The following is a 12,865-nucleotide window of genomic DNA, read 5'->3' as shown; positions in this document are numbered from 1 at the left end:
GGTAAAATGAAGCAGATGCCCTTGGATACGCTCAAGCGCCTTCGGCGCCATGAACTGGAGGCTGTTGAGAAGGCGTTTGGCGAAGCAGTAGCGCGCGAGACTGCTGCTGAAGCAGTGTTGAGCAAGGCTCATTTGCTCCTGATTCAGGAGCAAAAGCTGGCGTCAGATCCGCAGGCTGATGACGATGCAGTAGAAGCATTCAGCCGCTGGTTGCCCGTTGGCCAGCGTGCGATCTCTGACGCGCAGGAGCTTTGCCGGGAGGCGGCACTTGATCGGGATTGTCTTCGTTCGGCTCTACTAATGGCTCAGGCAGCTCTAAAAGCTGTTGAGAAACTGCAGGATAAGCAGCGGCTTGAGATGAATTATCTCGCTCTCCGTAAGGAGCAAGCCGCTCAGGATGAACTGGCTCTGCGTCAGAGGGCCTTATACTGACGTTGCTGAGCGTAGAACGCCTGCGAGTTGGTGTGCCGTTCCGATAAGTGTGCAGGCAACAGGGTGCGTTTCATCACGGACGAAGGCGAGAATCAAAGTCCTGTCGCTCGGGAAAAGATCGCTTTCAAGGCTGACGACGGGAGCAGTCCCGCCTTCTTCCGACGCCGCCTGAGCGGCATGGGCCAAGAGTCGCGTTACGGCTTTTTCGAGAGCCGGAAGCACGATGGTGTGCGGCGTATCATGTTCTGAGGCGTGAGCGGCAATAAGCTCATCCCATCCTTCTCTTGTAATGAACGCAGGAACACCATCGGGCGGTGTTTCCCGTTCAGCACGGAGAATAGCCCCAGACTGGGCAAGCCCCAGAATGTTGACGGCAGGGAGTGTGGAAGGATCAAGCGCGACAGACATGTCGGCTTTTTATCAGTGAGAAGGTGGGAAAAGAAGGCGCGCCCTGCACAAAGTCAGGGCACGCTCGTAAAAATTAGTGGGGAGGGTTGCCCATGGCCTGCATCAGGGCGTTGACCTGATCCGGATGGGCTTTGAACAGCGCAACGTTGTTCGGGTTGGGAGACGGCATGCCTGCTGGAACCTGTCCGTTGCTTACGGCAAGTGTCATGCCAAAGGTCGTCATGCCCGTGATGAAGCTTTCCGGCGTAAAGCCATGCGATGAGAGCACAGCGGCAAAACCGGGAACCTGACCTGCCTGGCTGATCATCGCCTGCAAGCCAAGCCCCTGAGAGTTGGGTGGCTGGATATTGCGGGCCTGGAGCTCACCAATCGTGCTCGTAGCGCGCGGCATAAAGTCTGCGGGCAGGGCGTAGCGCATAGCGCGCTCTGTGTCGGCCTTGAACTGCGGGGGAACCTGCGCAGGCTGCTGGGCTTGTTGCCCGTCAACCTGTGTCTGGCTTGGGTAGCCCTGTGCGTGTGCAGAACAAGGAAGAGCCGCGCTGGCGAAGAGAGCGAGCGCTGTGAGCGTTTTGATGTTCAAAGTCATGCGTTTACCCATTCGCCGGAACGCATCAGAGGCGTGCGGCTGCCGTTTTTGATCCCATCGAGATCGATTTTATCCGAGCCAATCATCCAGTCGATATGGATCAGGGAGTCATTAACGCCACGCTCCAGAAGCTGTTCCGGCGTCAGACCTTCAATGTCGACCATGCACTTGGTGTAGGCTTGGCCCAGCGCAATGTGGCTGGATGCATTCTCATCGAACAAGGTGTTCCGATAGAGGATTTCGCTTGCGGAAATTGGCGACGAGTGGGGCACAAGAGCCACCTCGCCAATCCGGCGTGCGCCTTCATCAGTGTCCAGAATACGATGGAGAACGTTTTCACCCTTGCTCGCGTGTGCTTCGACAATGCGGCCATCTTCAAAACGGACGGAAATATCGTCGATCAGTGTGCCCTGATGGAATAGTGGCTTGGTACTGCAAACGGTGCCGTTCACGCGGGAGCGGTGGGGTGTTGTGAAGATTTCTTCGGTTGGGATGTTCGGATTGCAGACAATGCCGTTCAGTGCCTCTTCCGATCCGCCAGCCCAGGCATGGCCATCCGCAAGGCCAACCGTAAGATCAGTACCGGGGCCGGTGAAGTGCAGGGCGTCAAAGCGTGTGTCGTTCATGAATTTGGCACGGGCATGCAGGCGGGCGTTGTGGGCCTTCCAGTCTGCTACCGGATCTGGGACATCCACGCGCGAAGCTTTGAAGATGCCGTTCCACAGCGCCGTCAGTGCATCTTCTGGAGCCAGATCGGGGAAGACCTGTGCGGCCCATGCCGGGGTGGCGCAGGCGATGATGTTCCAGTTCACTGCGAACTGGGTAATGATTTCCATCGCCGGGCGGTTGGCTGCTGAGTTGGCGCGGTTTGCGCGTGAAATCCGCTCTGGATCCTGGCCTGCAAGAAGGGTTGGGTTGGCACCAGTAATGGCCATGCGCGCTGCCCCCTCACGGAAGGCGCGGGCAATACCGTCAGCAAGCCAGGTCGGGGCTGTATCGAAGGCGGCGTCAGAGGCATGGACATAACGGGCGAGTGTCGTCTCATCATCGGCGTACAGCGTCGTGACGAGAGATGCTCCAGCCTTGTAGGCGTGTTCGGTAACGCGCCGGACCAGCGGAACGGCATCCAGCGGTGCCGTAATGAGGAGCTGCTGCCCCGGCTTGATGTTCAGTCCGACGCGAACTGCGACTTCGCCAAGGCGGTCAAGAAGCTGCTCGTGCGAAAATTGGGAAGTAGCGGACACATCTTGCTCTTTCGCAGTGGAATTCTGTTTTTCATCGTGGGGGCTGCACGACCGAAGTGCAAGAGCATGCCCTGTGCAGTCTGAAGTGGTTGGGCCGCCGTTTTAATGCGGTTGGTGTGAGGCTTGGAGCTGGGACGTGATTAAGTGCCAGATTGACCAGCATGGACGGAGAGTGCGGCACGCCGTAGTCTTGCAGGATGCGTCCTGGACTTCATATTTTCGCTGACGATGGTCAGCCGGACCAGCAGCCGTTTGATGTCGCTGTTGTCATGCCCAGCCTGCTGAGGCCCTCATTATTTCACGCTTTGCGGTCGATCTTCGCCCAGAGTGGTGACCTGCGCGTGCAGGTCATGATCGGTGCGGATACTACGCCACCAGATGGTGCGCGGGAGATGCTGGAGAGTGCCTGTCAGGCGCGTCCGGAGGGCTGGTCAGTGGACGTGCTATGGCCAGGATATTCCACGTCTGTGCGGCATGGAGGGTTTGGCCGCGCACGTGATGGAGGCGTGCTGCGGAGTGTCCTGAGCCAGTTCTCCAATGCGCCTCGGGTAGCTTATCTGGATGATGACAACTGGTGGGCACCGGATCATCTGTCATCGCTTGTTCAAGCGATTGAGGGAAAGGACTGGGCCTGGTCAGGTCGATGGTTTGTACATCCCAAAACGTTAAGGCCAGTTTGTGAAGATCAGTGGGAATCTGTGGGCCCGGGCGGGGGGCTCTTCCGCGAGTCCTTTGGAGGGTTTGTAGACCCGAATTGTCTGATGATTGATCGGACGAGAATTCCAGAGGTTCTGGATCTCTGGAATCAGCCGCTTCCGCAGGATCAGGGCGGGATGACGGCAGATCGAAGTGTTTTCAACTGGCTGAAAAGCCGGCCCGGCAAACCTACCGGAAAGTACTCAGCATTTTATGTTCTGACGGAAACGGACGGCATGCATCCCGTTCGTCTGCAGTGCATGGGAGAGGCATGGAACCGGGCTGGCCTGTAAGGCTGCCCGGTTCGTAATTTCACATGGAGCGAATGGTGTTCCGGCGCGGCGCGCGGCGCTGACGCTGCTGATCCTGCGGTTGGGCGCTCGGGTTGGCGGCGCGGGTAGCCTTGTCACGGGCTGCGGCACGGAGTTCGGTTTCCAGTTCCTTGATACGGCGCTGGACGCTCTCTTTCAGAGCAGGGGATGTGTGAGACTTCATGGAAGCAAGTGTTTCCTTGAGGTCCCGAAGCTGCTTTTCCTTCTCTGCCTGGTTACGGCGGATAGGCTGATTGTCGGACATCTGTCCGTGGAATGCGCGCATGGTCTTGGTCTTTCAGCACGAAACGCCAGAGGCCTCCGCATCATCACTGAATGCGGAACGGTGCGCGAATGCACACCGGGCAGCCTCTGAAAGGTCATGATCGTGAGGGCGGATCAGTCCGCCCAACTGTGGTTCAGGATCGGTTTGTGAGAATGATGGCCCGCAGGGCGTCAATCAGGCGTGTGCAGGCCTCGTCAGTTCCGATCGTGACGCGTAGCCAGTTCTGGATACGCGGGGTTGAAAGATGCCGCACCAGGATCGAACGCTCGCGCAGGGCGCTGGCAATCGATCCGGCCGGATGCGCCGGGTGGCGCATGAGAATGAAGTTGGCACAGGATGGAAGGACTTGGAAGCCGAGATTTTCCAGTTCAGGGACAAGTGTTTTCCGGCTGGCAATCACTCGGGCTGTAATCTCTTCCAGCCAGTCCGTATCCTTGATGGCAGCGATGGCCCCTGCCTGCGCCGGGCGTGAAAGCGGATAGGAGTTGAAGCTGTCCTTGACGCGGATCAGTCCTTCAATCAGCTCCGGCGAGCCGATTGCGAAACCGACGCGCAGCCCCGCCAGAGCATAGGATTTTGACAGTGTCTGAACGACCAGAAGGTTTTCATGACGCTTCGTCAGTTCGATGGCCGAGTCGGCACCGAAATCCACGTATGCTTCGTCAATGATGACCGTCCGGTCCGGATGACGAAGAGCGAGCGTCTCGATCTGTTCAAGCGAGAGGGCCAAACCCGTGTTGGCGTTGGGGTTAGCGACGACAACGCCACCGCAGGGGCCATCATAAGCATTGATGTCGATCTCGTAGTCGTCGTTGAGCGGGAACTGCTTGAAGGGCTGTTCAAACAGGCTGCAATAGACCGGATAGAAGCCGTAAGTGACGTCCGAGAAGTAGAGCGGTGCGTCATCGTGAAAGAGGGCACGGAACGCGTGGGCCAAGACTTCATCGGAGCCATTTCCCACGAAAACCCGGTCTGTTGTGACACCGAAGCGCTTTGCGATGGTTTCACACAGGACCGTTGCAGTTGGGTCCGGGTAAAGGCGAAGGTCGTCCGTTGCAGTCTCTCGAATAGCCTCTAGCACCCGCGGGCTCGGACCATACGGAGACTCGTTCGTATTGAGCTTCAGCAGGTTGGTTAGTTTAGGTTGTTCGCCAGGGACGTAAGGGTCCAGAGCGTGGACGCGTTTGTTCCAGAAGCGGCTCATGCGCCTGTTTCCTGATCGAAAAAGCCAGTCACACCCTGTCGCTCTGCGAGGTCACGGGCAGAAACGCCGTCGCCGTCCCGATGATCCGGATTGGCGCCCGCAGACAGAAGAAGCCGTGCCATGTCCGTACGGCCAAACATGATGGCGAACATCAGAGGTGTCCGGCCTGAGAAATTTGCGTGATCCACCTGAGCCCCATTGTCGATCAAAACCTGTGCAATATCCGTCATGCCTTTGAAGGCGACGCCGGACAGGGCTGTGGCCCCCTTCAGATCAACGGATTCCGTATTGGCTCCGCGTGCGAGGAGTAGCCGCGCGGCGTCCAGATGTCCGTTGTAGGTCGAGACAATGAGGGCCGTGTAGCCGCGACTGTCAGGTGTATCGATGACCATTCCTGCGTCCAGAAACTGGGTCAGGAGGTCCGTGTCACCCTCACGGGCGGCGTCAATGAACAGGGCAGTGATCTGTTCAGGCGTGAAATTGACGGTCTGTGCGTTCATGACGGTTTCCACAAGGGGGACATAGTGCCGTTAGGTTAGCGGCTTGCGGGAGGGGGCGAAAGAGCCAGGGTTTCCCCGTTTTCCAGAGCTTTAAAGGGACGGGCACGGTCCTGAAAGGCCAGATTGAGGCGTGCCGCAGGCTCCAGAATAGCTTCATCAGTCAACTGGAATGTCCCGAAGTGAATGGCCATCGCCTGGGTGGGCTTGAGCGTATCAAAGGCCATGACCGCCTCTTCCGGATTCATGTGAACACGACGCATGAAATTGCGTGGCTCGTAGGCACCGATTGGCAGGATTGCGAGGTCAATCGTGTTCCAGCGATTGTGGATCGCATCAAAGTGACGGCCCCACGCTGTGTCCCCGGCAAAGAACACGGTTTTGTCCTGCGTTTCGATCATGAAGCCGCCCCAGAGGGCCTTGTTCTGATCGAATGGAGTACGGGCACTTCCATGCAGGGCGGGCGCTGCAGAAATGCGCGCGCCTTCCGCCTGCGTGCTGTTCCACCAGTCAAGTTCGACAATGCGGGGCAAGCCAGCTTTTTCCAGATGGCTACGGTTTCCCGGCAACGTAATGCACAGCGGATCACCTTTGCGCGCCAGAATGCGCAGGGTTGGGAGATCCATATGGTCGTAATGGCAATGTGAAACCAGAATGAGATCGATTGGCGGCAGGTCTTCAAAACAGATGCCGGGTGGCCGGACGCGTCTGGGGCCGAAACTCCGGAACGGGGAGCAGCGTTCTGAAAACACCGGGTCCGTGATGATGCGTAATGGTTCACGTCCCTGTCGGCCGAACTGGAGCAGAACGGTGGCATGGCCGATGAACGTTGCGAGACATTCACCGGGCGCGGGAGCAGTCAGGGTGTGGGGTTTCTGAGGGGGCAAGGCATCAGGCCAGCGGGGACGCAGGCTGAGCTGCCACTTCAGGATATTGCGGAAGCGCTGGGCAGGGGGTCGTCCTGAAACAGCGTTATCCGGGCGCCACGAAAGTGGGTTGAAATAACGTGTTCCATCGAAGTGAGGCGGGTTGTCGTCAAGCACAAGACCGTGTTTCACAATATGGTTTACCCATCAAGCATTGCGTCAGACGTGATATCGCGTCATGCCGTGGCTGCAGAAGGTGCGGGGGCATCATTGACCTTTCCCCCGCTCGTCACAAGCCGGAGACCCCATACCGATGAGTACGCTTCCTGAACTCGGTATCAATACCATCCGCACCCTTTCCATGGACGCCGTCGAGCGTGCGAATTCCGGGCATCCCGGAACCGCAATGGCTCTCGCCCCGGCCATGTATGCGCTTTGGCAGCATGATCTGAACTACGATCCTGCCGATCCGCTATGGCCAGCCCGTGACCGGTTCGTCCTGTCCGTCGGACACGCCTCCATGCTCCTGTACTCGACGCTGTTCCTGACAGGTGTTCGAGACATCCAGGATGGAAAGGTCGTGGACCAGCCAGCTCTCACTGTCGAGGACCTGAAGCAGTTCCGCCAGCTGAGCTCCCGGACGCCGGGCCACCCGGAATATCGTTTCACCTCAGGCGTTGAAACAACGACCGGCCCGCTGGGTCAGGGCTGTGGCAACTCCGTGGGTATGGCCATTGCTGAAAAGTGGCTGGCTGAAACGTACAACCGCCCTGGCTTCAAGCTGTTCGACTATCACGTCACGGTTTTCTGTGGTGATGGCGACATGATGGAAGGTGTGGCTTCGGAAGCGGCTTCAACGGCCGGTCATCTGGGCCTCGGCAACCTGACCTGGGTTTACGATTCCAATCAGATCTCCATTGAAGGCTCGACCGACCTTGCCCTGACCGAAGATGTTGGCAAGCGTTTCGAGGCCTATAAGTGGCACGTTCAGACACTGACGGACGGTAACGACGTTCAGGCAATCCTGAAGGCCCTTCAGGAAGCCAAGAAGGTCACGGACCGCCCGAGCATGATCGTTCTGAAGACGGTCATTGGTTACGGTGCGCCGAAGAAGGCCGGCACGGCATCCGCTCATGGTGAACCGCTGGGCAAAGATGAAATCAAGGGCGCGAAGGCAGCTTATGGCTGGCCGGAAAATGCCGGTGATTTCTATGTTCCGGATGGTGTCCAGGAGCATTTCGCCGAAGGTCTCGGCAAGCGCGGTGCAGCGGCCAGTGCTCAGTGGCGCGAACTGTTCTCCGCTTACAAGGAAGCACATCCGAAGGAAGCTGCAGAGCTTGAAGCAATCTTTGAGCACCGTCTGCCAGAAGGCTGGGACAAGGACATTCCGGTCTTCGAAGCTGATGCCAAGGGCATTGCATCCCGCGCAAGCTCTGGTCAGGTCCTGAATGCTGTTGCCAAGAACCTGCCCTGGATGATCGGTGGCTCCGCTGACCTGACGCCGTCCACGAAGACGGATATCAAGGGTGGTGGATCGTTCCAGCCGCCGCAGTGGGGTGGCACCTATGGTGGCCGCAACCTGCACTTCGGTGTGCGTGAACACGCGATGGGCTCGATCTGTAATGGTATCGCGCTGTCCGGCATCCGCGCCTATGGCTCTGGCTTCTTGATCTTCTCTGATTACATGAAGGCTCCGATCCGTCTGTCGGCCATCATGGAACTGCCGGTCACGTATATCTTCACGCATGACTCCATTGGCGTTGGTGAAGATGGCCCGACCCATCAGCCGATCGAGCAGCTTGCTCAACTTCGCGCGACCCCTGGCATCATGACGATCCGCCCATCCGACGCCAACGAAGTGGCAGAGGCATGGCGCACGCTGATCCCGATGACGCATAAGCCTGCTGTTCTGGCTCTAAGCCGCCAGAATCTGCCAACCATTGACCGTACGAAGTATGCAGCGGCTTCCGGTCTGGCCAAGGGCGCGTACGTTCTGGCCTCCTGTGAAGGTAAGCCGGATGTGATTCTGATGGCTTCGGGTTCTGAAGTATCGCTGGTTGTCGAAGCTTATGAAAAGCTTACGGCAGAAGGTGTGAAGGCCCGCGTGGTGTCGATCCCGAGTTTCGATCTGTTTGAAGAGCAGAGCCAGGAATACCGCGATTCCGTTCTGCCGCCTGACGTGATCGGCCGCGTGGCTGTCGAGCAGGCTGCGGCCTTCGGTTGGGACCGTTATGTCGGTCTTGGCGGCTCGATCATTGCCATGAATTCGTTTGGTGCATCGGCTCCTGCCTCTGCACTTCTGACCAAGTTCGGTTTTACGCCGGAAGCAGTTTATGGCGCCGCGAAGCGTCAGGCTGCCCGTAGCAAGTAAGGAGAGAACCTGTGGCGGACACAATCTCTAACACCGGCCTAGACAAAGTGGGCAGTGTCCTGCGGGATCTGGAAAAGCACGGCCAGTCCCCCTGGCTGGACTTTATCCAGCGCAGTTTTACGGAAGATGGCAGCCTCAAGAAGCTCGTCGAGGAAGACGGGCTTCGCGGGGTGACCTCCAACCCGGCCATTTTCGAGAAGGCTATCGGTAAGGGGACGGAATACGATCCCCAGATCCGCAAGCTTCTCGAAGGGGAAGGTCTCTCTGCGGGAGACCTTTACGAGCACCTCGCGATTGATGACATCCGCGCTGCCTGCGGTGTTCTGTATCCGGTGTTCGAAAAAACAAAGGGTCTGGACGGTTACGTCAGCCTGGAAGTCTCTCCGTATCTGGCCTTTGACGCGCATGGCACCATCACGGAGGCCCGTCGCCTGTGGAAGGCTGTTGGTCGCAAGAACCTGATGGTCAAGATTCCGGGTACGGAAGAAGGCACGGGTGCGATCCGCGAAGCGATTGCAGACGGCATCAACATCAATGTGACGCTGCTGTTCTCTCTGGATGCCTACAAGGCCGTTCTGGAAGCTTACATTTCCGGTCTTGAAGCCCGCGCAGCCCGTGGGGAAGACATTTCCCACATCTCCAGCGTTGCTTCCTTCTTCGTCAGCCGTATTGATGCCAAGATCGACGGTGAAATCGACCGCCGTGTCGCCGCTGGCGACAAGGATGCGGAAGCGCTCAAGGCTCTGCGCGGCAAGGTTGCCATCGCAAACGCCAAGGTCGCTTACCAGTATTATCTGGACGTGAAGAAGAGCCCGCGCTGGCAGGCACTTGCTGCCAAGGGTGCAAACCCGCAGCGTCTGCTCTGGGCCAGCACCGGCACGAAGGACAAGGCTTACTCTGACGTCCTGTACGTCGAAGAGCTGATTGGTCCTGAGACGGTCAACACCATTCCGCCAGCAACGTTCGATGCGTTCCGCGATCACGGCAAGCTCCGTGAGAGCCTGACGGAAAACATTGAAGAAGCCCGTCACGTTCTTGCTGAGGCCGAGCGTCTTGGTCTGGATCTGGCTGGTGTCACGGCGAAGCTGGTTAAGGATGGCTGTGCCTCCTTCTCTGAGTCCTTCGACACTCTTCTCGGTGCGGTCGCTGAAAAGCGGGAGTCTGTGCTGGGAAAACGGTTGCTCCACGTCACAGCTGACCTTCCCTCGGATATCCGCGACGATGTTGCTGAATCCGAGACGGCGTGGAGCAAGGAAGGTCTGGTCCGTCGCATTTGGGCGAAGGACGCCTCTGTCTGGACGAATGGTGCCGAAGCCGGTTGGCTGAACTGGCTGACCATCGTTCAGGATCGTCTGTGGCACATTGAAGAGCTGGAACTTCTGGCTCGTGATGTCCGCAGTCGTGGTTTCTCTGACATCCTTCTTCTGGGTATGGGCGGTTCGAGCCTTGGCCCAGAGGTTCTGGCCGAAACCTTCGGTCAGCAGGAAGGTTGGCCGAAGCTACATGTTCTCGACAGCACCGATCCGCAGCAGGTTCGGGCTTATGAGAAGGCCGTTGATCTCAAGAAGACCCTGTTCATTGTGGCCAGCAAGTCTGGCGGCACTCTGGAGCCGAACATTCTGTTCGCGCATTTCTGGACGGTTGCCGGCCAGGCTCTGGGCAAGGCTCCGGGCGATAACTTCATCGCCATCACGGACCCTGACTCCCACATGCAGAAGGTCGCCGAAGAGAACGGCTTCTGGCGTATTTTCTACGGTGATCCGAAGATTGGTGGCCGGTTCTCTGTCCTGTCAAACTTTGGACTGGTGCCAGCCGCAGTCAGCGGCCTGGATGTTCGCAAGTTTTTGACCATTACCAATCTGATGGTCGAGAGCTGTGGTCCAAGCGCACCGGCACACGTTAACCCGGGTGTGACGCTGGGTCTGATCCTTGGTCATTCCGCCAAGTGCTTCGGTCGTGACAAGGTGACGATCCTTGCGTCCAAGGGCATTGCGTCCTTCGGGGCCTGGCTTGAGCAGCTCATTGCGGAAAGCACCGGTAAGAAGGGCACAGGTCTGATCCCGATTGACGAGGAAGTACTCGGTACGCCTGACGTCTATGGCAAGGACCGCGTTTTCGTGGACATCCTGCTGGGCGACGACGTTCCGGACAGTCGTCTTGGGGCACTACGTGAAGCTGGAGCTCCGGTGATTACGGTGCGTCTGGCAGACAAAAATGAGATCGGGCAGGCCTTCTTTGTCTTTGAATTTGCGACTGCTGTTGCAGGTGCGGTTCTGGGCATTGACCCGTTTGATCAGCCGGATGTCGAGTTCAGCAAGGTTGAAACCCGCAAGCTGACGAACGCCTATGCTGAAACTGGCTCCTTGCCAGCAGAAGAGCCGTTCGCAATCGACGGAAAGCTGTCTTTCTACGCAGATGAAAAGAATGCGGGTGTTCTTGGGGGAGGAGACGCTGTTTCCGTTCTCAAGAAGCACTTCAGCCGTGTTGGTGCGGGCGATTATGTCGGTCTTCTGGCCTATATCGAGCGCAACCGTGAAACACGGGACTGGGCGCAGGACGTTCGGATGGAATTGCGGGATGCGCTGAAAGTTGCCACGGCAGCCGAGTTCGGCCCGCGCTTCCTTCACTCAACAGGGCAGGCTTACAAAGGCGGCCCTGACAGTGGCGTTTTCCTTCAGGTTACTGCGAAGGATGCGGCTGATGTTCCGGTTCCGGGACATGGCTTCAGCTTCGGCGTCGTCAAGGCGGCGCAGGCACGCGGCGACTTTGAAGTTCTCTCGGCCCGTGGGCGTCGTGCCCTCCGGGTGCATATCGATGGACCGTTGGAAGAGGGCCTGAAGACCCTTGCCACGGCAATCCATAAAGCGGTGGCAGGAGCATAAACATGCGGATCGGTATCATTGGTCTGGGTCGTATGGGCGGCAATATTGCCGTCCGTCTGACCCGGCATGGACATGATGTTGTTGTGCATGACCGCACGGCTGCCGTGACGGCAGCGACTGTGGAGCGATCCGAAAAGGGTCGCGCCACAGGCGTGGACAGCGTCGAGGCGCTTGTGAAGGGTCTTGAAGGTGACACGCATCGTGTCGTCTGGGTCATGCTTCCGGCTGGTGCGATTACCGAAGCCTGCGTGAAGCAGCTCGGCACGCTTCTCGGCAAGGGAGATGTCATCATTGATGGTGGCAACAGCTACTACAAGGATGACGTCCGTCGTGCGGAAGAGCTGGCAGCGAAGGGGATTTCCTACGTTGACGTTGGCACGTCCGGCGGTGTGTGGGGCCTCGAGCGTGGTTACTGCATGATGTATGGCGGGCCGAAAGAGGCTGCGGATTATATCGATCCAATTCTGGCGGCTCTGGCCCCTGGAAAGGGTGATGTTCCCGTCACGCCGAACCGGGATGCGACCAATCTCGATCCGCGTGCCGAGCAGGGTTATCTGCACTGTGGTCCGTCCGGTTCGGGCCACTTTGTAAAGATGATCCATAACGGCATCGAGTACGGCATGATGCAGGCCTTCGCTGAAGGTTTTGACATCATGAAGAGCAAGAACTCGCCCGTTCTGGCCGAAGGTGAACGCTTCGACCTGAACATGGCGGATATTGCCGAAGTCTGGCGTCGCGGCAGTGTCGTGTCGTCCTGGCTGCTGGATCTGACGGCGGAAGCGCTCGCGAAGTCGGGCGAACTGTCCGAGTTCTCGGGTGAAGTTGCTGACTCTGGTGAAGGTCGCTGGACGATCGAAGCCGCCATTGAAGAAAATGTGCCGGCGCCTGTTATGACGGCGGCCCTGTTTACCCGTTTCCGTTCGCGGTCGGGCAACAACTTCGCCGAGAAGATTCTCTCGGCGCAGCGTTTCGGCTTTGGCGGTCACGTCGAGCAGAAATAAGCCCCTCTGACGGATGGGCAAGGGGGAGTGGGCACAGTATGCTCACTCCCCCATTCAATATGGCCGACCGACAGGGGCTTG

12 protein-coding genes are annotated in these 12,865 nt (G+C 58.2%); 5 read left to right on the top strand and 7 right to left on the bottom strand.

Annotation, left to right across the window (positions count from 1 at the left end; genetic code table 11):
• The first annotated feature begins 6 nt into the window (after window positions 1-6).
• Window positions 7-432 carry a flagellar export protein FliJ gene (locus KP705_RS10465; RefSeq protein WP_215764422.1) on the top strand — a complete coding sequence of 142 codons (426 nt, stop codon included), beginning with the start codon at window positions 7-9 and terminating at the stop codon, window positions 430-432.
• On the opposite strand, the gene KP705_RS10460 is transcribed toward KP705_RS10465, so the two are convergent.
• The 3 genes from KP705_RS10460 to KP705_RS10450 all read right to left on the bottom strand — a co-directional run bounded on the left by KP705_RS10460 (window position 424) and on the right by KP705_RS10450 (window position 2,670).
• A complete protein-coding gene (locus KP705_RS10460) occupies window positions 424-840 on the bottom strand; it encodes a hypothetical protein (protein ID WP_064273859.1) in 417 nt (138 codons plus the stop codon). The genes KP705_RS10465 and KP705_RS10460 overlap by 9 nt on opposite strands.
• A gap of 73 nt (window positions 841-913) precedes the next feature.
• Window positions 914-1,426 carry a hypothetical protein gene (locus KP705_RS10455; RefSeq protein ID WP_086634407.1) on the bottom strand — a complete coding sequence of 171 codons (513 nt, stop codon included), beginning with the start codon at window positions 1,424-1,426 and terminating at the stop codon, window positions 914-916.
• The gene (locus tag KP705_RS10450; RefSeq protein ID WP_099210664.1) at window positions 1,423-2,670 is read right to left on the bottom strand and encodes an aminopeptidase; all 1,248 of its coding nucleotides are present in this window, start codon (window positions 2,668-2,670) and stop codon (window positions 1,423-1,425) included. Before KP705_RS10450 ends, KP705_RS10455 begins: the two co-directional genes overlap by 4 nt.
• A gap of 197 nt (window positions 2,671-2,867) precedes the next feature.
• On the opposite strand from KP705_RS10450, the gene KP705_RS10445 reads away from it, so the two are divergent.
• Window positions 2,868-3,659: a glycosyltransferase gene (locus KP705_RS10445; RefSeq protein ID WP_215764421.1), complete on the top strand. Its 792-nt coding sequence runs from the start codon at window positions 2,868-2,870 to the stop codon at window positions 3,657-3,659.
• Between the two features lie 19 nt (window positions 3,660-3,678).
• Here the strand turns inward: KP705_RS10445 and KP705_RS10440 are convergent, their stop codons facing one another.
• The 4 genes from KP705_RS10440 to KP705_RS10425 all read right to left on the bottom strand — a co-directional run bounded on the left by KP705_RS10440 (window position 3,679) and on the right by KP705_RS10425 (window position 6,722).
• Entirely contained in the window at window positions 3,679-3,963 is a 285-nt protein-coding gene (locus KP705_RS10440) for a hypothetical protein (protein ID WP_046899925.1), read from the bottom strand.
• Window positions 3,964-4,096: 133 nt separating this feature from the next.
• Window positions 4,097-5,167, bottom strand: a complete 1,071-nt coding sequence (gene hisC, locus KP705_RS10435; protein WP_215764420.1) for a histidinol-phosphate transaminase — start codon at window positions 5,165-5,167, stop codon at window positions 4,097-4,099.
• Window positions 5,164-5,667, bottom strand: a complete 504-nt coding sequence (locus tag KP705_RS10430) for an ankyrin repeat domain-containing protein (protein WP_046899923.1) — start codon at window positions 5,665-5,667, stop codon at window positions 5,164-5,166. Before KP705_RS10430 ends, hisC begins: the two co-directional genes overlap by 4 nt.
• Window positions 5,668-5,702: 35 nt before the next feature.
• A complete protein-coding gene (locus tag KP705_RS10425; RefSeq protein WP_308267392.1) occupies window positions 5,703-6,722 on the bottom strand; it encodes an MBL fold metallo-hydrolase in 1,020 nt (339 codons plus the stop codon).
• 121 nt (window positions 6,723-6,843) lie between these two features.
• On the opposite strand from KP705_RS10425, the gene tkt reads away from it, so the two are divergent.
• Genes tkt through gnd form a run of 3 tightly spaced genes read left to right on the top strand, consistent with a single transcriptional unit; the run spans window position 6,844 to window position 12,784 of the window.
• Entirely contained in the window at window positions 6,844-8,901 is a 2,058-nt protein-coding gene (gene tkt, locus KP705_RS10420) for a transketolase (RefSeq protein ID WP_215764419.1), read from the top strand.
• An 11-nt stretch (window positions 8,902-8,912) separates the two neighbouring features.
• The gene (locus KP705_RS10415; RefSeq protein WP_046899920.1) at window positions 8,913-11,783 is read left to right on the top strand and encodes a bifunctional transaldolase/phosoglucose isomerase; all 2,871 of its coding nucleotides are present in this window, start codon (window positions 8,913-8,915) and stop codon (window positions 11,781-11,783) included.
• Window positions 11,784-11,785: 2 nt separating this feature from the next.
• Window positions 11,786-12,784, top strand: a complete 999-nt coding sequence (gene gnd / locus KP705_RS10410; RefSeq protein ID WP_046899919.1) for a phosphogluconate dehydrogenase (NAD(+)-dependent, decarboxylating) — start codon at window positions 11,786-11,788, stop codon at window positions 12,782-12,784.
• Window positions 12,785-12,865: the final 81 nt, after the last annotated feature.

The organism is Gluconobacter sp. P1D12_c (assembly GCF_018812105.1).
GTDB lineage: Bacteria > Pseudomonadota > Alphaproteobacteria > Acetobacterales > Acetobacteraceae > Gluconobacter > Gluconobacter oxydans_A.
Note: the sequence above shows the minus strand (reverse complement) of the source record. Positions and strands in the feature narration are given on the sequence as shown.